General features: G+C 60.6%; 18 protein-coding genes, 2 tRNA genes and 1 pseudogene. 6 read left to right on the plus strand and 15 right to left on the minus strand.

Annotated features, from left to right (window positions below):
- Positions 1-136: 136 nt before the first annotated feature.
- The gene (gene pncB / locus HX815_RS17735; RefSeq protein ID WP_003217456.1) at positions 137-1,351 is read left to right on the plus strand and encodes a nicotinate phosphoribosyltransferase; all 1,215 of its coding nucleotides are present in this window, start codon (positions 137-139) and stop codon (positions 1,349-1,351) included.
- A gap of 3 nt (positions 1,352-1,354) precedes the next feature.
- A complete protein-coding gene (gene nadE / locus HX815_RS17740) occupies positions 1,355-2,182 on the plus strand; it encodes an ammonia-dependent NAD(+) synthetase (RefSeq protein WP_003217462.1) in 828 nt (275 codons plus the stop codon).
- A 251-nt stretch (positions 2,183-2,433) separates the two neighbouring features.
- Here nadE and azu read toward each other — a convergent pair whose 3' ends face one another.
- Positions 2,434-2,880: an azurin gene (gene azu, locus HX815_RS17745; protein ID WP_008439083.1), complete on the minus strand. Its 447-nt coding sequence runs from the start codon at positions 2,878-2,880 to the stop codon at positions 2,434-2,436.
- 337 nt (positions 2,881-3,217) lie between these two features.
- Here azu and HX815_RS17750 point away from each other — a divergent pair.
- Together HX815_RS17750 and HX815_RS17755 are read left to right on the plus strand one after the other, a co-directional pair.
- Positions 3,218-3,804, plus strand: a pseudogene (locus tag HX815_RS17750) (TIGR00730 family Rossman fold protein).
- A gap of 68 nt (positions 3,805-3,872) precedes the next feature.
- Positions 3,873-4,052 (plus strand): hypothetical protein, encoded by a 180-nt coding sequence (locus HX815_RS17755; protein WP_003217470.1) that lies wholly within the window; start codon positions 3,873-3,875, stop codon positions 4,050-4,052.
- 130 nt (positions 4,053-4,182) lie between these two features.
- On the opposite strand, the gene HX815_RS17760 is transcribed toward HX815_RS17755, so the two are convergent.
- From HX815_RS17760 to rnr, 14 genes are all read right to left on the minus strand, one after another.
- On the minus strand, positions 4,183-5,073 hold the full coding sequence (locus HX815_RS17760) for a transglutaminase family protein (RefSeq protein ID WP_003217471.1): 891 nt from the start codon (positions 5,071-5,073) through the stop codon (positions 4,183-4,185).
- Positions 5,073-7,559: a circularly permuted type 2 ATP-grasp protein gene (locus HX815_RS17765; RefSeq protein ID WP_102367985.1), complete on the minus strand. Its 2,487-nt coding sequence runs from the start codon at positions 7,557-7,559 to the stop codon at positions 5,073-5,075. Before HX815_RS17765 ends, HX815_RS17760 begins: the two co-directional genes overlap by 1 nt.
- Before the next feature lie 175 nt (positions 7,560-7,734).
- Positions 7,735-11,025 (minus strand): transglutaminase family protein, encoded by a 3,291-nt coding sequence (locus HX815_RS17770; RefSeq protein WP_177028644.1) that lies wholly within the window; start codon positions 11,023-11,025, stop codon positions 7,735-7,737.
- Between the two features lie 187 nt (positions 11,026-11,212).
- Positions 11,213-11,662: a hypothetical protein gene (locus HX815_RS17775; RefSeq protein WP_102367983.1), complete on the minus strand. Its 450-nt coding sequence runs from the start codon at positions 11,660-11,662 to the stop codon at positions 11,213-11,215.
- Positions 11,663-11,707: 45 nt separating this feature from the next.
- Entirely contained in the window at positions 11,708-12,160 is a 453-nt protein-coding gene (locus tag HX815_RS17780) for a hypothetical protein (protein ID WP_008439089.1), read from the minus strand.
- Complete coding sequence (locus tag HX815_RS17785) at positions 12,157-13,077, minus strand: hypothetical protein (protein WP_008439090.1); 921 nt, start codon at positions 13,075-13,077, stop codon at positions 12,157-12,159. The genes HX815_RS17780 and HX815_RS17785 overlap by 4 nt, the downstream gene beginning before the upstream one ends.
- A gap of 221 nt (positions 13,078-13,298) precedes the next feature.
- Positions 13,299-15,602, minus strand: a complete 2,304-nt coding sequence (locus tag HX815_RS17790) for a YgiQ family radical SAM protein (protein ID WP_008439091.1) — start codon at positions 15,600-15,602, stop codon at positions 13,299-13,301.
- Between the two features lie 99 nt (positions 15,603-15,701).
- A complete protein-coding gene (gene dnaB, locus HX815_RS17795; protein WP_003217484.1) occupies positions 15,702-17,096 on the minus strand; it encodes a replicative DNA helicase in 1,395 nt (464 codons plus the stop codon).
- 120 nt (positions 17,097-17,216) lie between these two features.
- Positions 17,217-17,663: a 50S ribosomal protein L9 gene (gene rplI, locus HX815_RS17800; protein ID WP_003171376.1), complete on the minus strand. Its 447-nt coding sequence runs from the start codon at positions 17,661-17,663 to the stop codon at positions 17,217-17,219.
- A gap of 18 nt (positions 17,664-17,681) precedes the next feature.
- A complete protein-coding gene (locus HX815_RS17805; protein WP_003217488.1) occupies positions 17,682-18,569 on the minus strand; it encodes a hypothetical protein in 888 nt (295 codons plus the stop codon).
- A gap of 36 nt (positions 18,570-18,605) precedes the next feature.
- Positions 18,606-18,836: a 30S ribosomal protein S18 gene (gene rpsR / locus HX815_RS17810; RefSeq protein ID WP_002551829.1), complete on the minus strand. Its 231-nt coding sequence runs from the start codon at positions 18,834-18,836 to the stop codon at positions 18,606-18,608.
- A gap of 28 nt (positions 18,837-18,864) precedes the next feature.
- Positions 18,865-19,287, minus strand: a complete 423-nt coding sequence (rpsF, locus tag HX815_RS17815; RefSeq protein WP_003217491.1) for a 30S ribosomal protein S6 — start codon at positions 19,285-19,287, stop codon at positions 18,865-18,867.
- A gap of 307 nt (positions 19,288-19,594) precedes the next feature.
- The gene (gene rlmB / locus HX815_RS17820; protein WP_003217493.1) at positions 19,595-20,350 is read right to left on the minus strand and encodes a 23S rRNA (guanosine(2251)-2'-O)-methyltransferase RlmB; all 756 of its coding nucleotides are present in this window, start codon (positions 20,348-20,350) and stop codon (positions 19,595-19,597) included.
- Positions 20,347-22,980: a ribonuclease R gene (gene rnr, locus HX815_RS17825; protein ID WP_003217496.1), complete on the minus strand. Its 2,634-nt coding sequence runs from the start codon at positions 22,978-22,980 to the stop codon at positions 20,347-20,349. Before rnr ends, rlmB begins: the two co-directional genes overlap by 4 nt.
- Before the next feature lie 224 nt (positions 22,981-23,204).
- Here rnr and HX815_RS17830 point away from each other — a divergent pair.
- Together HX815_RS17830 and HX815_RS17835 are read left to right on the plus strand one after the other, a co-directional pair.
- Positions 23,205-23,291 (plus strand) — tRNA-Leu (locus HX815_RS17830).
- A gap of 173 nt (positions 23,292-23,464) precedes the next feature.
- Positions 23,465-23,551 (plus strand) — tRNA-Leu (locus tag HX815_RS17835).
- The last annotated feature ends 77 nt before the right edge of the window (positions 23,552-23,628 follow it).

A 23,628-nucleotide genomic window follows, 5' to 3' on the forward strand; every position in this document is an offset into this window, starting at 1 on the left:
TTGCCTGCGATGGCGCCAGTAGTCATCCCCAAAAAAATCACTGGCAAAACAGCACGGGTCTATGCGCCACTAGCGCCATTCCTTAATTGTGCGTAAAGGTCGGCGCCCATCGCCGACCCGTCTGGAGATTCCCGTTATGAGCGAGAGTGTGTTTGCCGATCGCATCGTGCAGAACCTGCTCGACACCGACTTCTACAAGCTGACCATGATGCAGGCGGTGCTGCACAACTACCCGAACGTGGAAGTTGAATGGGAGTTTCGTTGCCGCAACAGTGAAGACCTGCGCCCGTACCTGGCGGAGATCCGCTACCAGATCGAGCGCCTCGCCGAGCTGAGCCTGAGCCCCGACCAACTGGGCTTCCTGGAACGCATCAGCTTCATGAAGCCGGATTTCCTGCGCTTCCTCGGGCTGTTTCGCTTCAACCTGCGCTACGTGCACACCGGTATCGAAAACGGTGAGCTGTTTATCCGCCTGCGCGGGCCATGGCTGCACGTGATCCTGTTTGAAGTGCCGATGCTGGCCATCGTCAGCGAAGTGCGTAACCGCTATCGCTACCAAAGCGTGATCCTCGAACAGGCCCGCGAGCAGCTGTATCGCAAGTTCGACTGGCTGACGGCCAACGCCAGCGTCGAAGAACTGTCCGAACTGCAGGTCGCGGATTTCGGCACGCGTCGACGCTTCTCCTACCGCGTGCAGGAAGAAGTGGTGAACGTGCTCAAGCACGACTTCCCCGGGCGTTTTGTCGGCACCAGCAACGTGCACCTGGCCCGCGAGCTGAACATGAAGCCGCTGGGCACCATGGCCCACGAATGGATCATGGCCCACCAGCAACTCGGCCCGCGCCTGATCGACAGCCAGATCGCCGCCCTCGACTGCTGGGTGCGCGAGTACCGTGGCCTGCTGGGCATCGCCCTGACCGATTGCATCACCACCGATGCGTTTCTCAGCGATTTCGACCTGTACTTCGCCAAGCTCTTCGACGGCCTGCGCCACGACTCCGGTGACCCGGTGCAATGGGCCGAAAAGGCGATCGCCCACTATCACAAGCTGGGGATCGAGCCCATGAGCAAGACCCTGGTGTTCTCCGACAGCCTGTCGCTGCCCAAGGCGCTGGAGATTTTCCGCGCGCTGCGTGGTCGGATCAATGTGAGCTTCGGCATCGGCACCAACCTGACCTGTGATATTCCAGGTGTGGAACCGATGAGCATCGTGCTTAAAATGACTGCCTGTAATGGCCAGCCCGTCGCGAAGATTTCCGATGAAGCGGGCAAGACCCACTGCACCGATCCGAACTTTGTCGCCTATTTGCGCCACGTTTTCAAAGTACCTGCCCTACCCAGCAAGGAGTGAATCATGCAAGCCGTACAGCGCGAGATTGCTGAACAGCTCAAGGTCCAACCACCGTTCAAGGACCAGGCCGCCCTTGAGGCGGAGGTCGCCCGGCGCGTTACCTTTATCCAGGATTGCCTGCTCAATTCAGGCCTCAAGACGTTGGTGCTGGGCATCAGCGGCGGCGTCGACTCCCTGACCGCCGGCCTGCTGGCCCAGCGTGCAATGCAAGAGTTGCGGGCTGCCAAGGGTGACGATGCGTACCGCTTTATCGCGGTGCGCCTGCCCTACGAAACCCAGTTCGACGAACACGACGCCCAGGCGTCCGTGGACTTTATCGAACCCGACGAACGCCACACAGTGAACATCGGCCCGGCGGTGAAATCCCTGGCCAATGAAGTGGCGGCGTTTGAAGGCAAGGCCGCAGTCTCCCGGGACTTCGTGCTGGGCAACACCAAGGCGCGCATGCGCATGGTGGCGCAGTACACCATCGCCGGCGCGGCCGGTGGTTTGGTGATCGGTACCGACCATGCGGCGGAAGCCGTGATGGGCTTTTTCACCAAGTTCGGTGACGGCGCCTGCGACCTGGCACCGCTGAGCGGGCTGGTGAAGAACCAGGTGCGCGCGATTGCCCGGCACTTTGGTGCTCCGGAATCGCTGGTAGAGAAGATCCCGACGGCCGACCTGGAAGACCTGTCGCCGGGCAAGCCGGACGAAGCGTCCCATGGCGTGACCTATGCCGAGATCGACGCGTTCCTGCACGGCGAGCCGGTGCGCGAGGAAGCCTTCAAGATCATCTGCGACACCTATCGCAAGACCGAGCACAAGCGAGTGATGCCGTTTGCACCCTGATCTGACGTAGCAGCTCATTCTGGCAAAAGGGCTTGTTGTGGTGAAAGAGCTTGCTGTGGCGAGGGAGCTTGCTCCCGCTGGGGCGCGAAGCGGCCCCTGAAACCTGCTTACTGCTTTTTCTGATGCTACGCGGTGAGCTTATTGGGGCTGCTCCGCAGCCCAGCGGGAGCAAGCTCCCTCGCCACAAGAGCAGCCTGCCTACAGGCAAAAAAAAGCGCCCCGAAGGGCGCTTTTTTTTGCCTGAAGATTGCTTACTTCAGGGTCACAGTGCCTTTCATCATCGAGATGTGGCCTGGGAACGAGCAGAAGAACGCGTAGTCAGTGCCTGCCGCCAGCTTCGACACATCGAAGGTCACGGAGTCTTTCTCGCCGGCACCGATGATCTTGGTGTGGGCGATGATGCGGGTGTCGCCGTCTTTCAGGTAGTTCTTGTCGATACCGGCGGCCATGCCGTCGCTGGCGATGCCAGGCATGTCGGCGGCGGAACTCAGCACCCAGTTATGGCCCATGACGTTTTTCGGCAAGCTGCCGGAGTGGGTCAACTCAACGGTGAACGTCTTGCAGCTCTTGTCGATTTCGATGGCCTTGGTGTTGAAGGACATCTGGTCAGTGGAGTCGACAGTGACCTTGCACTCTGCAGCAAGCAACTGGCCGCTAGCCAGAGTCAGCAGGGAAACAGCAACGAGTTTGGCAAACATGTGAATCTCCAGGGCAGGGTTTAAAAAACGCATATTGCGACAAGGGTGCCTGAGTCAGGCAGGACTTCATATGATCTGTATCAACAGATTGTATACAACTTTAGGCTATCAGACTCATCGACACAATCTACCGGCCAAAGTGCGGGTGCCGGCCTATGATCGGTCCATCACCCATCCGGAGTCCCAGCCATGCACCTCAATAGCCTGTTCCGCAGCCTGCTTGCCGCCTATGCCTGTGGTGCCAGCGGCACCTGCGAAACACCTCAACGCGAGGTTTAATCCTTTGAGAGACGCAAGCCAGCCTTTACTCTTTAGCCACAACTGAGTGGAGTCAGGTATGTCCTTGAAGTCTGTCTGTGTGTTTTGCGGTGCCAGCAGCGGCACCAACCCGGCCTACCGTGAAGCAGCCGTGGTCCTCGGGCGCGCGCTGGCGGAGCGCAAGCTGACCCTGGTGTACGGCGGCGGCGCCGTGGGCCTGATGGGTATCGTCGCCGATGCGGCGCTGGAAGCCGGCGGCGAGGTGATCGGAATTATTCCCGAAAGCCTGAAAAACCTCGAAATCGGCCACAAAGGCCTGACCCGCCTGGAGGTGGTCGACGGCATGCACGCCCGCAAGGCACGCATGGCCGAGCTGAGCGACGCCTTTATTGCGCTGCCGGGCGGCCTGGGCACCCTGGAAGAACTGTTCGAAGTCTGGACCTGGGCCAGCTCGGCTACCACGGCAAACCGCTGGGTTTGCTCGAAGTGAACGGTTTTTACCGCAAGTTGACCGATTTTCTTGATCATATCGTCGGCGAAGGCTTCGTCCGGGCACCGCATCGTGCCATGCTGCAAATGAGCGAATCGCCGGCTGAGCTGCTTGACGTACTGGATGCCTGGCAACCGCTGGTCCTGCCCAAATGGGTGGACCAAAAACCCGATTAACCCTTGGGACGCGATTAAAGGCAGAATACGCGCCGCTCAACCTCACCTTCGACCCCAGAGGATCGCCCATGGCAAAACCTAATTACTCCTTCGCCAAACGTCAGAGAGACTTGGCCAAAGAGCAGAAGAAAGAGGAAAAGCTGCAGCGCAAGAAAATTGCAGCCGACGAAGAAGCCGGTGCACTGAACCCGGATGCTGAAGGTACAGTGGCTACAGACGAAACCGAAGCACCGAAAGACGCTGAATAGGTGATCGTTCCCACGCTCCGCGTGGGAATGCATCCTGGGGCGCTCCGCGTCCCGATTTGAGATATGTGCAGGGTGACGCAGAGCGTCACAACAGGCATTCCCACGCGGAGCGTGGGAACGATCTTGTGCATTACTCCAGCGGCATCACCGTCACCCGCACTTCCGGGTCATGGCTCCCTCCCCCCAGAATCACCCCCCGCAACGGCGAAACATCGGAAAAGTCCCGGCCCCAGGCCAGGGTGATGTGTTCCAGTGCCGGCTGCACATTGTTGGTCGGGTCAAAATCCACCCAACCCGACACCGGGCAAAACACCGACACCCACGCGTGGGACGCATCCGCGCCGATCAACCGTGGTTGGCCGGGCGGTGGCTGGGTCAGCAGGTAACCACTGATATACCGCGCCGCCAGGCCCCGGGAACGCAGGCACGCGAGCATCAGGTGGGCGAAGTCCTGGCACACGCCGCGCCGGCGCTCCAGCACTTCCACCAACGGCGTGGCGACCTGGGTGGCTTCGGCATCGAAAGTAAATTCGCTGAAGATCTTCTGCATCAGCGCCTGCACACCCAACAGCAACGGACGACCGGCCGGGAAACAGTCTTCGGAGAACTCCACGAAGCTTTTCTTCAAATGCACATAGGGCGATTCGAACCGATAGCGGCACGCCTCGATCACTTCGGCCGACAGCGGCTGGCTGCTGTAGGTCAGGCCGTTGCGGGTCTGGTCCCAGGCCGGCGACAGGCTGAAATCCAGCAGCGGCCGCGCCAACACCTCCACTGTCAGCCCGGCGTTCACCAGCAGTTCATCATGGGGCCGCTCGAATGCCAGCCGAGTGATCGGGTTGCCGAACACATCCAGTTCATCCCGGCGCGAGGTCGGCTCGGGGCTGATCTCCAGTTGCTGCGAGCTGCAGCGCTGCCAGGCGCAAGGCCGCGGCCACAGGTGCGCCAGCTGCTGGGCCAGGGACACCGGGCTGTCGTAGTGGTAGTGGGTATCGTGGAAAATCTGGTAGCGGGCACTCATCACACAGACACCGTTTGCTGGCTGACATCGTCCACATGGGCAAAATGGCGCAAGGCCAGGCGATCCGAGACTTGCCCACTTTCATCGGCCACCGCTTGCAGCAGGTCGGCCAGGCCGTCCAGCGCAGCGCGCACACTGGACTCGCCGAACAGCGGATTCTCCAGGCAGCCCAGGTCAAAGCGCGCCAGGCGCTCCACCAACGGCGCCAACCCGGTTTCCCGGGGCACGCTGAAATCGTCATTCAAGCGACGCAAGGTGCGGCTCACCAGTTTCAGCTGGAACAGCACTGCGTGAGGGTTTTGCTCATCCAGCAGCAACAGGTCCAGCACCGGAATCAGCTGCGGTACCGCGAGGTAGCGCGAACGATAGGTGATGCTGCTGTTGCCCAGTTCCAGCAACCACTCCAGCCCGGCCTGATCGAACACCGCCACGCCGCGCAGGAACGCCGCCAGGCTGCTGCTGAGAAACTGCAGGCGCTCGATGCGCCGGCCCATCATCAGGAAGCGCCAGCCTTCGTCGCGGGTCATGTCGTCAAGGGCAAAGCCCGACAGCGCGGCCAGGGACATCACCAGGCGGTTGAGGAAATCCAGCAGTTCGCCGAAGTCCGGCTCTTCGCTTTCCAGGTCCAGGGCTTCGCGCTGCAACTCCACCAGCGCCTGCCAGTTTTCCCGGGACAGCTTGCCGCGCACCTGGGACGCCGCCCACTGCAAGCGCTGCAAGTTGGCCCGCAGGCTCGACGGCCAGTCGTCACCGAGCAACGCCGCCTGAAGCCGCTCAGGCAACTCGCCCTCCTCCGGCAACAGTCGCAGGTTCTCACCCAGTTCAACCGCCGCCTGCAGCGCCAGCGGGTCGTCTCCGTCGACATAGCGGGCGAGGACGATCCGCAACCAGCGCGCACTGTCATCACAGCGCTCGCAATAACGGCCAAACCAGAACAGGTTTTCCACCACCCGCGACGGCAGGTACGGATCACGCCGCACCAGGTCATGGGCGCCGATGGCCCGTTGGGCGCGCCATTGCTCGGTGCCATGGGCGCGTTCGCCGAGCACCCAGGTGTCCTTGCTCGCACCGCCGCGCTGCATCGACACCACTTCGGCATCGGCATCGGCGGCCACACGGGTCAGGCCACCGGGCAGTACCCGATAACCGTCGGCGCTGGCTACGGCGTACACACGCATGCCGATGGCGCGGTGCTGAAGGTGATCGTCAACGGTGTGCCAGACCGGCGCCTGGGACAACTGCGCAAGTTCCTGGGCGACATAGGCGTAAGGCCGCGCGCGCATGCGCTCAGCCAGGGCCTCGCGTTGTTCGTCGTTCAAGTCGCGGCCAAATACCGGGGTAAAGCTTTGCGACGGAAACGCCGGCTTGATCAGCAGCTCCGGCAGTTTCTCCAGGGCTTCGGCCAGCACCGGCGGCTCACCGCACCACCAGGTCGCGATGGACGGCAGGATCAGCTCTTCGCCAAACAGGAATTGATTGATCTTCGGCAGAAATCCCAACAGGCCAGGGGATTCCAGCACGCCACTGCCCAGGGCGTTGGCCACCAGCACATTGCCCTGGCGCACGGCATCCAGCAGGCCGGGCACGCCGAGGGCCGAGTCGGTGCGCAGTTCCAGCGGGTCGCAGAAATCGTCGTCCAGGCGGCGCATGATCGCGTGCACCCGGCGCAGGCCGCTGAGGGTCTTGAGGTACACCGTGGCGTCGCGCACGGTCAGGTCGCCGCCTTCCACCAGCGGGTAGCCAAGCTGGCGGGCGAGGTACAGATGCTCGAAATAGCTTTCGTTGAAACGGCCCGGGGTCAGCAGCACGATCAGCGGTGGCTGGTCGTCGCTCGGCGCCTGGCGGGCCAGGGTTTCCTGCAGGGTGCGGAAGAACCCGGTGAGGTGCTGCACCTGCAAGTCGCGGTACAGGTCCGGGAAGGCGCGGGACACGATGGTGCGGTTTTCCAAAGCATAACCGGCGCCGGACGGGGCCTGGGTCCGGTCGGCGGTGACCCACCAGCGGCCATCCGGCGTACGCGCCAGGTCCACGGCGTACAGGTGCAGGAACGCGCCGTCGGGCGGCTGGATGCCCTGGCACGGCCACAGGAAATTGTTATGGCCGAACACCAGTTCTGCCGGCAGCAAGCCTTCGGCGATCAGGCGTTGCGGGCCGTAGAGGTCGGCCAGTACTGCATTCAGCAGGCGCGCACGCTGGGCGATGCCGGCGGCAAGTTGCTTCCATTCATCGGCGGCCAGCACGTGGGGCAGCAGGTCCAGCTCCCAGGGACGATCGGCGCCCTTGGGGTCGGCGTAGACGTTGTAGGTCACGCCGTTTTCCTGGATCTGCCGAGTCAGCAAGGCTTGGCGCTGGGCCAGTTGCGCCGGGGTGCTGCGTTGCAAGTGATCGAGCAGCCGCTGCCAATGGGCGCGAACCGCGCCGCTGTCGTCCAGCAGTTCGTGATAAGTGCCCGCGGTCAGCGGGTAACGGTCGAGCAAGTCGGGCATGGAACGCTCGGCTGAGGCAAGGGAAGTCGAATTAACTCACAAACCACGCGATCCAACTGTGGGAGCGGGCTTGTGTGGGAGCGGGCTTGCTCGCGAAAGCGGAGTGTCAGTCACTTAATGTGTTTCTGAGACACCGTATTCGCGAGCAAGCCCGCTCCCACATTTTGAATCGCGTTTAGTCATTCTTATTGGAGAAGCGCCGCAAATCCAGGGTCATCGGCAATTCATCATTGATCACCACACTCGGCACCGGCAGTTTCCCGGGGCTGTGTCCCAAGCGGAAAAACCGCGCCATCCGCCGGCTTTCAGCTTCATTGGCATTCACCGGCAGACTGTCGTAATTGCGCCCGCCCGGATGGGCGACATGGTACTGGCAACCGCCCAGCGAGCGCTGCATCCACGTATCCAAAAGATCGAACACCAGTGGCGCATGCACCGGGATCGTTGGCTGCAGGCAGTTGGCCGGTTGCCAGGCGCGATAACGCACGCCAGCCACAAACTCGCCGACGCGCCCGGTGGGTTGCAGCGGCACCGGGATGCCATTGCAGGTCAGCAGGTAACGCTGGGGCGGCAGGCCACTCAACTTGACCTGCAGGCGCTCCAGGGACGAATCCACGTAACGCACCGTACCGCCCACCGCGCCCTCCTCGCCCAGCACATGCCAGGGCTCCAGGGCCTGGCGCAATTCCAGTTCGATACCGCTGACGGCGTAGTCACCGACCTTGGGAAAACGGAACTCCAGGTGCGCGGCAAACCATTCGGCCCGCAGCGGATAACCGGCAGCGTTCAGCTCGACGATCACGTCGGCAAAATCCTGCTCGATAAAGTGCGGCAGCAGGAAGCGGTCATGCAGCTCTGTGCCCCAGCGCGCCAGCTTCGGCGGCGCATAGGGTTCACGCCAGAACCGCGCGACCAGTGCCCGCAGCAGCAATTGTTGGGTCAGGCTCATGCGGGCGTGGGGCGGCATTTCAAAGGCACGCAATTCCAGCAGGCCCAGGCGGCCGGTGGCACCGTCCGGCGAGTAGAGCTTGTCGATGCAGAACTCGGCACGGTGGGTATTGCCAGTGACGTCGATCAGCAGGTTGCGCAGCAGGCGGTCCACCAACCATGGCGGGCATTCTTCGCCCGCTTCGGGCATCTGCGCGAAGGCGATTTCCAGCTCATACAACGCATCGTTGCGCGCTTCGTCGACCCGTGGTGCCTGGGAAGTCGGGCCGATGAACAGGCCGGAAAACAGGTAGGACAGCGACGGGTGGTTATGCCAATAGCTGATCAGGCTGCGCAGCAGATCGGGACGCCGCAGGAACGGCGAATCCTTGGGCGTAGCGCCACCGAGCACAAAGTGGTTACCGCCGCCGGTGCCGGTGTGGCGCCCGTCGATCATGAATTTTTCTGTGGTGAGGCGGGTTTGCCGGGCTTCTTCGTAGAGAAACTCGGTGCGTTCCACCAACTCGTCCCAGGTGGCGGACGGCTGCACGTTGACCTCGATCACACCCGGATCCGGCGTCACCCGGAAGTTGCTCAGGCGTGGGTCGCTCGGCGGCTCATAACCTTCCAGCAACACCGGGCAATACAGTTCTTCGGCGGTGGCTTCGATGGCGGCCACCAGTTCCAGGTAATCCTCGACCCGTTCCAGCGGCGGCATGAACAGGTACAAGCGGCCGTCCCGTGCCTCGGCGCACAGGGCGGTGCGGGTCAGCCAGTCGGCAGACTCGTCGATCTTCGGAATACGGTCTTGGCTGGCAGCTGCCTCGCCATGGCTTTGCAGTTGCGAGGTGGTCGGCAGGTCTGCCAGGTCCTGATTGGGATCGGTGGGGTGCACGAACGGATAGTCCGCCGCCGTTACCCACGGTTGCGAGGCCAGTGGCAGGCGATAACCCAACGGTGAATCGCCCGGCACCAGGCGGCAATGGTTGTCCCGCAGGTACCAGCGCCCGCTCTGCCAGCGGTCATTGGCCGCCGTGCGCGCCAGCGGCAGCACCTGGCCGATGACTTTATCCAGGCCCTGGCTGAAGACCTTGCGCAGGCGCTCGCGCTCAAGCTTGTCCTCCAGGCGCGGATCTTCGGCGCTGACGTTTTGCGGCAAGGCGCCTTCGCGCCACAGGTAATAGAAATTGTCTTCGTAGGCCGGGAATACAAACTGCGCGGGCAGTTTCAGGCGCTCGGCAACGCTGGCCAGAAAACGCCCGGCCATCACGCCGTCGGCGCCATAGCTTTCCTGCTCATCGGCGATCAGCGCGCTGTTGTGCCAGATCGGCACGCCGTCGCGGCGCCAGTAGCAGTTGAGGGACCAGCGCGGCAGTTGCTCGCCGGGGTACCACTTGCCCTGGCCGAAATGCACCAGGCCCTTGGGTGCGTAGTGCTTGCGCATGCGCTGGAACAGCTCGGCGGACAGCCGGCGTTTGTCCGGGCCCAGGGCGGCGGTGTTCCATTCGGCGCCGTCGGGGTCGTCGATGGAAACGAAGGTGGGTTCGCCGCCCATGGTCAGGCGTACGTCGTCCTTGTGCAGGTCACCGTCGATCTGCCGGCCCAGGGCCTGGATCGCCAGCCACTGCTCTTCGGTGTAGGGCTTGGTAACCCTGGGGGCTTCCCAAATCCGCTCCACGGACATCTCGTGGGTAAATTCGCACTCGCAGGGTTCCACCAGGCCACTGATGGGCGCCGCGGAAGAAGGATCAGGACTACAGGCCAACGGGATATGACCTTCACCGGCGAACAAACCGGAGGTGGCATCGAGGCCGATCCAGCCGGCGCCGGGCAAATACACTTCGCACCAGGCGTGCAGGTCGGTGAAATCCACCTCGGTGCCGGACGGGCCGTCGAGGGCTTTGACGTCGGCGGTCAGCTGGATCAGATAACCGGACACAAATCGTGCCGCCAACCCAAGGTTGCGCAGCAGTTGCACCAGCAACCACGCCGAATCCCGGCAGGAACCGGAGGCGTTTTCCAGGGTGAATTCCGGAGTTTGTACCCCCGGCTCCATGCGGATCAGGTAGCCGATGTCGGCGGCCAGACGCTGATTCAGGCCCACCAGGAAATCCACCGCCGGCAACGGCGTGCGGTCGATACCCGCCAGATACGCGGCGAATCGCGGGGTCAGCGGCAATGTTTCGAGGTACGGCGCCAGCTCGCGCTGCTCATCGGCGGCGTAGCTGAACGGGATTTTTTCGGCGTAGGGTTCCAGGAAGAAATCGAACGGATTGAATACCGCCATCTCCGCGACCAGGTCGACTTCGATGCGCAGCTCGTCAGTTTTTTCCGGGAACACCAGACGCGCCAGGTAATTGCCCTGGGGATCTTGCTGCCAATTGATGAAGTGCTGTTCCGGCAGCACCTTCAGCGCGTAGGAAAGAATCCGCGTGCGGCTATGGGCCGCCGGACGCAGACGAACAATCTGTGGGCCGAGTTCGACCGCGCGGTCGTAGCGGTAATGCGTAACGTGGTGCAACGCGACATGAATCGACACGGCGGCCTCCTGCGAGCCAGGGCATGGAAACAAAGCGCGCAAGACTTATGCCAGAGCAGTGGTCATTGCGCTTTATCGTGGGACCCGGTGCAGTACAGCACCAAAACGGCGCGATGGCTGCCGTCGTGGTGCGAGGGTTGCACATATTTGTGGCGGGAGTGTGAGGGTGGGTGGTGAATCTACCCAGTCAACGGGCTTTGTGCCTGGCGATCACGGCTTCACGCAGGTGGCGAACTTCGACCAGTTTCTGGCGCATTTCGCGGTGGCGCTTGCTGTTAAGCAATAGCAGTGCAAGCAAGGGTAAAAGCACGCTCACGCCATAAATGAACGCATGCGGCTGATACACGATAGTGGGCAGCACACACGCGAAACAAAGCCCCAGTAACACCACCAGTGGCCAGACCCATTGCGGGTGCCCGCGCGCAATCATGAAGTTGCAGTGCACGATGACCATCGTTAAAGCGATTCCGCCGATAAAGGAGTACTTAGCGGTATCGGCCACAGAAAGATCCCGGAAATAGCTTTCAAAAAACAATGGCACCGCAAAGGCCAGGGAAAATACCGATGCCAATATCGCCCCCATGAAAACAGGAAAATACCGAGATAGAAAACCGCGAATGCTCGGTGCTTGGTTCATTGCTCGATTCCCTGATAAAAATCGACAGGAGTGATGTCCTGATACCTATCGGGTTCGGCTCTTGGTCTTCAAAGACTGCCGAATGTGGCGAATTCCCACGAGTTTAATGCGCATATCTCGCTGAACAGAGCTGTTGAGTATCAAGAGGCCAAACAGCGGAAAAACCAACGCCAGGCCATAAAGAACGGCGTGCGGCGCGTACTGAATCATGGGAAGCACAAACAGAAAGCAGGCGAAGTAAATACCCACCATTACCCACACCCACGACGGGCGCCCGCGCAAAATCATGAAATTGCTATGGACCGTTAACAGGATCAGCAATGCTCCGATGAGCATGATCGAAAAGCCCAAGCCGCCAGCGAGAGGCGAATCACGAAAATAGGTCGCAAAGGAAAGCGCTGTAGCGAAGCCCAAAGAAAAATAGGCCGCAAATACACCACCGATAAAAGTAAGGAAGTAATGCCTGAAAAAATCACGAAGCGTCATCAGCTCGCTCATTCTCCGACCTCCTCATACAACCCCAATGCGATGGTTTTTACGTTGCCCGTGTAAGCACTCCCTATAAGGCCCGCCGTTGCGCCTAAGGCGTCTTTAATCTGGGTTTTGGTACTGTGTTTAAGTTGGGTCGGGGTAAAACGCTTGGGCAGTTCGCCCGACAACTGCTTGAGCTTGAGCATCTTCGATGTGAGGCGAGGGTCATTGATGGTCAGCAGTTCTTTTGTGAGCTTCGCTCTTTCTTGTCGATTCAAGCCACGAAGCACTTCGCGCAACGTCTTGCCTGTGGCCGCCTTCGCGACATTGACAAGTTTTATTGTCGTCAGGGCGGAGGCACCCACTCCAGCTAACGATACTGCGTCCAAAACCGTTGAGGTGTTCTGATACCACGCCTCGCTGTCGAGCCAATCATTTCCCTCTGGCCTTGCCACCTCGAGTACCGTTCGAGTAATGCCATTGAAACACTGGAGTGCGCTTGCACCAGCAGCCGCGTATCCGACCACGACGATGACCGAACTCGCGCCGGCGCTGAATGGAACCAAAATGGTTCCGCTGGCAATAGCCGCCCAACTGATGACGGCGCCAAAACAAGAAATGCCGGTATTCACGGCCTCACCAATCAGGCGGGATTCGCGCGGATTACTCACAACATGTTCAGCAAATTGCGTGGGGGCAATGTACTTCTGCGCCTCCCGCAGAATCACGCGCTTGGGCTTAATGCTGCAGAGGGGTTTGAATTCACGCAGGGTCACGATGTTGAAGTCGGCATCGATATACACCACACCCGCCCCCACGATGCCGGGGTCGGCGTCGATGGCGGCAAACAGGCGTGGCAGGTTGATCTGGCTTTCGATGCGCTGGCGGGCCATGAACTGGGAGCGGTTGGAGTCCATGCCGATGCCAAGCAGGGGGCTGCTCATGGGGGTGTTCTTCCTTGAAATGGATGGTGTCTGAACTGGCGCTTTCGCGAGCAAGCCCGCTCCCACATTCGACCGCATTCTCATGCTGAAACCCGGTCACATGTGGGAGCTGGCTTGCCTGCGATGGCGCTCGAATGGGCGCCACCTTAACAAACAGGCTACCCACCCGCTAGAAAGCAAAACGCCAGCACGAGGCTGGCGTTTTGCGTTTCAGGCGGCGATCAACGCGGCACCACCGGCTTGCGGGCTGGCTTCTTGCCTTTGCCCTTGGCGGCGTCGGTGCGCTCCTTGGCGGCCTGCTTGTTGCGCGCCATGGCTGCGGCCTTGGCTTGCTCGCGCTTGTCCCACGGGTTGCTGCCATCACTGCCTCGCGGCGGCAGGCCGGTGTGCTGGGTGAGGATCCTGGTGGTGGTTTCCTTCGCAACCTTGTGGCTGCCAGCCGGCGTCGAGTTTTTGCGACGGGCGCTCTGGTAGCTGTCGGTGGACGGTTGGTGCAACGGGATCAGTTGCTCCTTGCCCGGCCCGATCAGGTCTGCACGGCCCATGCGAGTCAATGCTTCACGCAGCATCGGCCAGCCCTTCGGGTCGTGGTAGCGCAGGAAGGCCTTGTGCAGGCGGCGCTGTTCTTCGCTCTTGACGATGGTCACCGCGTCGCTCTTGTAGGTGACCTTGCGCAGCGGGTTCTTGCCCGAGTGGTACATCGCCGTGGCGGTGGCCATTGGCGACGGGTAGAACGCCTGCACCTGATCGGCGCGGAAGCCGTTGCCCTTGAGCCACAGGGCCAGGTTCATCATGTCTTCATCGGTGGTGCCCGGGTGGGCGGCGATGAAGTAAGGAATCAGGTACTGCTCCTTGCCCGCTTCCTTTGTGTACTTCTCGAACATGCGCTTGAACTTGTCATAGCTGCCGATGCCCGGTTTCATCATCTGGTTGAGCGGACCTTCCTCGGTGTGTTCCGGGGCGATCTTCAGGTAACCACCGACGTGGTGGGTCACCAGCTCCTTCACATACTCCGGCGACTCGACCGCGAGGTCGTAGCGCAGGCCGGAAGCGATCAGGATCTTCTTCACACCCGGCAACGCACGGGCGCTGCGGTACAGCTGGATCAACGACGAGTGGTCGGTGTTCAGGTTCGGGCAGATGCCCGGGAACACGCAGGATGGCTTGCGGCACGCGGATTCGATTTCCGGGCTCTTGCAGGCAATGCGGTACATGTTCGCGGTCGGGCCGCCGAGGTCGGAAATGACGCCGGTGAAGCCTGGCACCTTGTCGCGGATCTCTTCGATTTCGCGAATGATCGACTCTTCGGAACGGTTCTGGATGATTCGGCCTTCGTGCTCGGTGATCGAGCAGAAGGTGCAGCCGCCGAAGCAGCCACGCATGATGTTCACCGAGAAGCGGATCATGTCGTAGGCCGGGATCTTTTCCTTGCCGTACGCCGGGTGTGGAACACGGGCGTAAGGCATGCCGAACACGTAGTCCATTTCTTCGGTAGTCATGGGAATGGGCGGCGGGTTGAACCACACATCCACTTCGCCGTGCTTCTGTACCAGCGCGCGGGCGTTGCCCGGGTTGGTTTCCAGGTGGAGCACGCGGTTGGCGTGGGCATACAGCACCGAGTCGCCACGGACTTTTTCCACGGACGGCAGACGGATCACGGTCTTGTCACGGGTCATGCGTGGGCTGGCCAGGATCTGTACCACCTTGGCCTCTTCCGGGTCTTCCACCGGGCCCTTTTCCTGCTCGATGGCGCAGGCCTGGGTGTCCTGGGTATTCACGTACGGGTTGATGATCTTGTCGATCTTGCCCGGACGGTCGATACGGGTGGAGTCCACCTCGTACCAGCCTTCAGGCGTGTCACGGCGAATGAACGCAGTGCCGCGCACGTCGGTGATGTCTTCGATCTTGTGGCCCCACGACAGACGCTGGGCGACTTCGACGATGGCCCGCTCGGCGTTGCCGTACAGCAGGATATCGGCGCAGGCGTCGATCAGGATCGAGTTGCGTACACGGTCCTGCCAGTAGTCGTAGTGGGCGATGCGGCGCAGGGAGGCTTCGATGCCGCCGAGCACGATCGGCACGTGCTTGTAGGCTTCCTTGCAGCGCTGGCTGTAGACCAGGCTCGCGCGGTCCGGACGTTTGCCGGCCATGCCGCCTGGGGTGTAGGCGTCATCGGAGCGGATTTTCTTGTCGGCGGTGTAGCGGTTGATCATCGAGTCCATGTTGCCGGCCGCGACGCCGAAGAACAGGTTCGGCTCGCCGAGCTTCATGAAGTCGTCTTTGGACTGCCAGTTGGGCTGGGCAATGATCCCGACGCGAAAGCCCTGGGACTCCAGCAGCCGGCCGATGATTGCCATGCCGAACGACGGATGGTCCACGTACGCGTCACCGGTGACGATGATGATGTCGCATGAATCCCAGCCAAGCTGATCCATCTCCTCCCTGCTCATCGGCAGGAATGGCGCAGGACCGAAACATTCGGCCCAGTACTTGGGATAGTCAAATAACGGCTTGGCTGTTTGCATGACGGTGACCGGTGTTGAGATGAAAAATCGCGGGCGCGGAATATAGCACAAAATTTGACCAATTCCGACCTTTGCAGTCGGAATTGGCGGGCAGCGCTTTTACTCGTCTTCGAAGTTATAGCTGCCCGGCGCCAGGTTCTCGAAGCGGGTGTATTTACCGATGAAGGCCAGGCGCGTGGTGCCGATTGGCCCGTTACGCTGTTTACCGATAATGATTTCAGCGATGCCTTTATGCTCGGTCTCCGGGTGATACACCTCGTCCCGGTATACGAACATGATCACGTCAGCATCCTGCTCGATCGCTCCGGATTCCCGCAAGTCGGAGTTGATCGGGCGTTTGTTCGGACGCTGCTCAAGAGATCGGTTGAGCTGCGACAGGGCAACCACCGGGCAGTTGAATTCCTTGGCCAGGGCTTTCAACGAGCGGGAAATCTCGGAAATCTCGTTGGTCCGGCTGTCACCGCTGGAGCCCGGGATCTGCATCAACTGCAGGTAGTCGATCATGATCAGGGCAATATCGCCGTGCTCACGCACCAGGCGTCGGGTACGCGCGCGCATTTCCGACGGGCTGATGCCCGCGGTGTCATCGATAAACAGCTTGCGATCGTTTAGCAGGTTGACCGCCGAGGTCAGCCGCGGCCAGTCGTCGTCTTCCAGGCGGCCGGCACGCACCTTGGTCTGGTCGATGCGGCCCAGGGACGACAACATACGCATGATCAGCGATTCGCCTGGCATCTCCAGGGAGTAAACCAGTACGGCCTTGTCGCTGCGCAACACGGCGTTTTCCACCAGGTTCATGGCGAAGGTGGTTTTACCCATGGACGGACGGCCGGCGACGATGATCAAGTCGGCTGGCTGCAGGCCGCTGGTCATGCCGTCGAGGTCGGTGTAGCCGGTGGACAGGCCGGTGATGGCGTTGTCGGTGTTGAACAAGGTGTCGATACGGTCGATGGCCTTGGTCAGCAAGTCGTTGACGCTGACCGGGCCGCCGGTTTTCGGCCGGGCCTCGGCGATCTGGAAGATCTGCCGTTCGGCTTCGTCGAGAATCTCTTCGGCAGTGCGGCCTTCCGGGTTGAACGCGCTGTCGGCGATCTCGGTGGCGATGCCGATCAACTGGCGCAACGTGGCCCGCGCACGGACGATCTGCGCATACGCCTTGATGTTGGCGACCGATGGCGTGTTTTTCGCCAGCTCGCCCAGGTAACCCAGGCCGCCCACTTGGGACGTCTGGCCTTCCTTGTCCAACTGCTCGGCCAGGGTCACCACGTCGATCGGTGAGTTCTGGTCGGCCAGCTTGGCAATGGCGCGGAAGATCAGGCGGTGGTCATGACGGTAGAAATCGCCGTCCGAGACTTGATCCAGCACGCGCTCCCAGGCGTTGTTGTCCAGCATCAAGCCACCGAGCACGGCCTGTTCGGCCTCGATGGAATGCGGCGGCACCTTCAGGGCAGCGGTTTGCAGGTCATATTGCTCAGGAGCGGAGATATCGTTCATGGCCACTTGGAATAGTTGGAGAATCAGGAGCTACAGAAAAACAAAAGGCACGACCTGTGAACAGGATCGTGCCCGATGTTAACTGCCTGGCACGCGAGGTGCCAGTCAGTTAGGTGTTGCTTAAGCTGCTACCACAACAACGCGTACGGTTGCCTCGACTTCAGCGTGCAGGTGCACGGCTACATCGAATTCGCCAACGTTGCGGATGGTGCCGTTCGGCAGACGAACTTCGCTCTTCTGCACTTCAACGCCGGAGGCGGTCAGTGCATCAGCGATGTCGTGGGTGCCGATCGAACCGAACAGCTTGCCTTCGTCACCGGCGGTGGCAGTGATAGTCACTTCCAGCTCAGCCAGTTGGGCAGCGCGAGTTTCGGCCGAAGCTTTTTTGTCTGCTGCTGCTTTTTCCAGCTCAGCACGACGCTCTTCAAACGCAGCCAGGTTGGCAGCGGTTGCAGCGGTGGCTTTGCCGTATGGCAGCAGGTAGTTACGACCGTAGCCGGCCTTAACGTTCACTTTGTCGCCCAGGTTGCCCAGGTTGGCGACTTTTTCCAGAAGGATCAGTTGCATGTGAAAATCCTCTAACTTTTAACCTTCACCGTTCGCGTTATCGGCGTCTTTCGGCGCCAGACGACCGCGAAAATCAATCAGGCCGTCGACAATGGCCAAGACCACGAGTAACGGATAGATCAGCTGCATGAACAGCAACAGCGTCACGTACAACCCCACCAGCCAGAATCTGCCCAGTCGCTTTTGCGCCACCAGCCCATGAATCAGGGACAGGCCGGCGAATACCAGCGGTACGCTGCACAACGGCACCAACAGCGCCAGGCCAAAAGTCGGCCCGACCACCATGAACGCCAGCAGCAACATCGCCGGTCCAGCGGGGATTCTGATACTGCGAAACTCGCGACCAAAACCACCCGGGTTATACAACAACGCCTGCCAGTAACGCCCAAGAATCAGGCTCAGCAAGCTGACAATCTGCAACAGTGCCGCTATCAGGCCGGTAAGCATCGGTGCAACCACTGACGCAAAGCGCGCTCGCTCCTCTACCGATAACTGCTGGTAGAGATCCCCGAGGGCCAGCGGCAGGATCTTGATGATCTCCTGCGCCAGCGCCTCGATTTGCGGGCGGAAAGCCGCGCCAAGCGCCAGTGAATACACCAACCCCAATGCCACGCTGACCAGCAGCGTACGGACCCAGGACTCACTTGCGCGCAAAACCAACGCAAGGGTCGATGAACCGAGCAGTACCAGAAGTACCCGTGGATCATCGAATTTCAACCACCAGACCAAGGCCGGCAGTATTCCCAGGGCAAGAACGCCAAGGGCGTCCTTCAAACCGCGCCGCAGAAGCACAAGGCAACCCGCGGCAGCACCCAACCAATACAACAACGGCAATGCTGCACATCCAGCCACTACCAGAGTGGCCTGCACACGACCGCGCATGATGAACTCAGCTAAGGCGCGCATGCATTCAATCCCTTACTACTTGTCGACTGCCCGGTCTCAGCGGCCGTGGCTGTCGGTGTAGGCCAGCAGGGCCAGGAAGCGGGCGCGCTTGATAGCGGTGGCCAGCTGACGCTGATAACGAGCTTTGGTACCGGTGATGCGGCTTGGAACAATTTTGCCGGTCTCGGATACGTAGGCTTTCAGAGTGTTGAGATCTTTGTAATCGATCTCCTTCACGTCTTCAGCGGTGAAGCGGCAGAATTTACGACGACGGAAGAAACGTGCCATTTGATAGGCTCCTTAAAAGGTCCGTGGATTACTCGTCAGCGTTATCGCTGTTGTCGCTGTCATCACTATCAGCGCTTTCAGCGCCTTCGTGCTCAGGACGGTCGCGACGCTCACGGCGCTCACTGCGGTTTTCTTCAGCCTTGAGCATCTCGGATTGGCCGGTAACGGCTTCTTCGCGACGGATGACCAGGTTACGGATCACTGCATCGTTGTAGCGGAAGTTGTCTTCCAGCTCGGCCAGGGCCTTGCCAGTGCACTCAACGTTCAGCATCACGTAGTGAGCCTTGTGAACATTGTTGATTGCGTAGGCCAGTTGACGACGGCCCCAATCTTCCAGACGGTGGATTTTGCCGCCGTCTTCTTCGATCAGCTTGGTGTAACGCTCTACCATGCCGCCGACTTGCTCGCTTTGATCCGGGTGGACCAAAAAGATGATTTCGTAATGACGCATGAATGCTCCTTACGGGTTGTAGCCTGCCGCTCAAAAACGGTCAGACAAGGAGTGAATGACACTTATGGATCTTGCCGAAGGGAGGCACATGCGTGCCTGCCATGAAGGCAAGGGGCGCAATTGTAGAGAAGGGGGAGAAAGGGCGCAAGGTGATTGGTGATTATTTGAACAGCCCCCATACACCACAAAAACAAATGTGGGAGGGGGCTTGCTCCCGAAAGCGATGTGCCAGTCACCAAATGCACTGACTGATACACCGTATTCGGGAGCAAGCCCCCTCCCACATTTTGACCTGCGCCAGACTTGGTTATTTCTTGGCTTTAGCCTTGGCGCCGCGCTGGCGCTGGGCTTCGAACAGGCAGACGCCCGTTGCGACTGAAACGTTGAGGCTGCTGACGCTACCGGCCATCGGCAGGTGCACCAGGTAATCGCAATGCTCGCGGGTCAGGCGGCGCATGCCCTTGCCTTCGGCACCCATGATCAGGATGGTCGGGCCGGTGAGGTCCTGGTCATAAATGCTGACCTCAGCCTCCCCCGCCGTACCCACAACCCACAGGCCGCGCTGCTGGAGTTTCTCGAGGGTACGCGCCAGGTTGGTCACGGCCACCAACGGAATCACTTCCGCCGCACCGCAGGCGACTTTACGCACTACAGGCGTCAAGGTTGCCGACTTGTCTTTAGGCACGATCACCGCCAACGCACCGGCGGCATCCGCCGAACGCAGGCAGGCGCCGAGGTTGTGCGGATCGGTCACGCCGTCGAGCACCAGCAACAGCGGTGCGCCTTCGGTGCGGTCGAGCAGCTCGTCGAGCATCGCTTCGCCCCAGACCTGGCTTGGACTGACGTCGGCTACCACGCCCTGGTGAACGCCTTCGACCCAGACGTCCATCTCGCGCCGCTCGGCCTGGCCGATGGCAACTTTGTTCTGATTGGCCAGTTCGACCAGCGCTTGAACACGCGGCTCACTGCGGCCTTCTGCCAACCACACCTGCTTGACGCGTTTCGGGTGGTGACGCAGCAATGCTTCTACGGCGTGCACGCCGTAGATTTTTTCCAGACTCATGACTTGGCCTTAGGTTTGCGCGACCCGCCGCTTTTCGCGGGGGCCGAACCCGCTTTTGGCGGGCCTTTACGGTGTTTACTCGGCTTGCTCGACGGCTTTTCCGCCTCGCGGGACTTTCCCCCAGACGCCGCTTTACCACCGCTTTTGGCTTCGTTGAGCAACTGCTGCTTCAACTCGCGGCTCTTGCGCAGCTCGGCGTTTTTCGCCGCGGCATCGCTAGGGCGGTAGGCTTCGGGGGCCTTGTCCTTGGCAGACGAACGACGCGCAGGCTTGGCTGGCGCAGGCTCGGCGACCGCCGCTTTCGCAGGAGCGCCTTTGCCTTTGCTGGCCGGGGCTGCAGTTTCGCTGCCACGTTTTTTACGGCCAGTCGGTTCAGCCGGCTTGTCAGGCATGCCGAAATCGATCTTGCGCTCGTCGAGGTCGACGCGCATGACCTGCACTTCAACGGTATCGCCCAGACGGAAGCTGCGACCGGTGCGCTCGCCCGCCAGGCGGTGATGCACAGGGTCGAAGTGGTAGTAGTCACCCGGCAAGGCGGTGACGTGCACCAGGCCCTCGACGTAGATGTCGGTCAGCTCGACGAACAAACCAAAACCGGTCACGGCAGTGATCACACCCGGGAACGACTCGCCCACGCGGTCTTTCATGAACTCGCACTTGAGCCAGTTCACTACGTCGCGGGTGGCTTCGTCGGCACGGCGCTCGCTCATGGAGCACTGCTCGCCCAACTGTTCCAGGGCCGCTTCGTCGTACGGATAGATCCGTGCCTTCGGAATGGTCATGGCACCGGCGCGCTTGACGTGCGGGGTGTTCTGCTTGGAATGGATCACGCTGCGGATCGCCCGGTGCGTGAGCAAGTCCGGGTAACGGCGAATCGGCGAGGTGAAGTGGGTGTACGCCTCGTAATTCAGGCCGAAGTGGCCCTGGTTATCAGCGCTGTACACCGCCTGGCTCAGGGAGCGCAGCATAACGGTCTGGATCACGTGGTAATCCGGACGGTCCTTGATGCTCGCAAGCAGAGCCTGGTAGTCCTTCGGCGTCGGGCCGTCCTTGCCTTTGTGCAGGGACAGGCCGAGTTCACCGAGGAACGCGCGCAGCTTCTCCAGACGCTCCGGCGGCGGGCCGTCGTGCACCCGGTACAACGCAGGAATCTCGTGCTTTTTGAGGAATTCTGCGGTGGCCACGTTGGCCGCCAGCATGCACTCCTCGATCAGCTTGTGAGCATCGTTGCGCGTGGTCGGGGTGATCGCGGCGATCTTGCGCTCGGAACCGAAGACAATCCGGGTTTCCTGAGTTTCAAAGTCGATCGCGCCACGCACGTGACGAGCGCCCAACAGCACCTTGTACAGCGCGTAGAGCTGCTTGAGGTGCGGCACGACATGCCCGTACTCACCGCGCAGGGCCTTGGCTTCGCTGGTTTTCGGCTGTTCCAGGATGGTGCTGACCTTGTTGTAGGTCAGGCGCGCCTGGGAGTGAATCACCGCTTCGTAGAACTGGTAGTCGGTCATTTCGCCGGTTTTCGAGATGGTCATCTCGCACACCATGGCCAAACGGTCGACTTTCGGGTTCAGGGAGCACAGGCCGTTGGACAGCTGCTCAGGCAGCATCGGGATGACGCGCTCGGGGAAGTACACCGAGTTGCCGCGCACCTGGGCTTCGTTGTCCAGGGCCGAACCGATCTTCACGTAGCTGGACACGTCGGCAATCGCGACGAACAACTTCCAGCCGCCGGAGAACAGGCGCAGTTTGCCAGGCTTGGCTTCGCAGTAGACCGCATCGTCGAAGTCGCGAGCATCTTCGCCGTCAATGGTGACGAACGGTAGATGACGCAGGTCGATGCGCTTCTCTTTGTCTTTTTCTTCGACTTCCGGCTTGAGCTTGGCGGCTTCTTTGAGCACAGCCTCAGGCCAGACGTGAGGGATATCGTAGGTGCGCAGCGCAACATCGATCTCCATGCCCGGCGCCATGTAGTTGCCGACCACTTCAACGATATCGCCCTGTGGCTGGAAGCGCGCAGTGGGCCAGTGGGTGATTTTCACCTCGACGAACTGGCCCACTTTGGCGGCGCCATTGCGCCCCGGGGTGATCAGCACTTCCTGCTGGACCTTGGGGTTATCCGGCACCACGAAGCCGATGCCGCCTTCTTCGAAGTAACGGCCGACGATGGACTCGTGGGCACGGGACACCACTTCGACGATCACGCCTTCACGGCGACCGCGACGGTCGAGGCCGGAAACGCGGGCCAGGGCACGGTCGCCATCAAACACCAGGCGCATTTGCGCCGGGCTCATGAACAGGTCGTCGCTGCCATCGTCCGGGATCAGGAAGCCGAAACCGTCACGGTGGCCGGCGATGCGGCCGAGGATCAGGTCGAGCTTGTCCACCGGCGCGTAGGTGCCGCGGCGGGTGTAGATCAACTGGGCATCGCGCTCCATGGCGCGCAGGCGACGACGCAGGGCCTCGAGTTGGTCTTCGGTGGTCAGACCGAACTCTTCAACCAGCTGCTCGCGGCTAGCAGGCGAACCCCGATCGGCGAGGTGCGCCAGGATCAGTTCGCGGCTAGGAATAGGGTTTTCATATTTTTCCGCTTCACGAGCGGCCTCGGGATCGAGGGACTGCCAATCGGCCATTAGAGAGTTTTCACCTTGTCTATATGCGGGTTAGTTTGGCATACGCGTATTGAAACGGGAAATTTCAGGTGTCAACAAGCCCGTAAAAGCACTTTGTAGCCCTTGGAATGCACCTTGCGCGACCGTCGGCGAAATATTCCAGACTTTTTTCATGGCAGGGCTTTACAGCTCAAAATAGCCTCCGTATAGTGCGCGCCATCGACGACGGCAACGTTGTTGATGCTGCCCAGGTGGTGAAATTGGTAGACACGCCAGCTTCAGGTGCTGGTGATCGCAAGGTCGTGGAAGTTCGAGTCTTCTCCTGGGCACCAATTTCAAACTCAAGGTTATGCCTTGAGTCTCCAAAAACCCGCGAAAGCGGGTTTTTGCGTTTCAGGCCTTTGATTTTTAACAAGAATCTTGATTTATATTTTTGAATCAGGGGTTTACAGATCAAAAAGCCCTCCGTATAGTTCGCTCCATCAACAGCGCAAGCGTTGATAATGCCCAGGTGGTGAAATTGGTAGACACGCCAGCTTCAGGTGCTGGTGATCGCAAGGTCGTGGAAGTTCGAGTCTTCTCCTGGGCACCAAATTCAGATCAAACCCGCGAAAGCGGGTTTTTTCGTTTCCGGGGTTTGAAAACCTGACCGGTGATTTCCCCCCTCGT

Origin of the sequence: Pseudomonas sp. E6002 (assembly GCF_013385565.1) — a bacterium.
In the GTDB taxonomy this organism is placed as follows: domain Bacteria; phylum Pseudomonadota; class Gammaproteobacteria; order Pseudomonadales; family Pseudomonadaceae; genus Aquipseudomonas.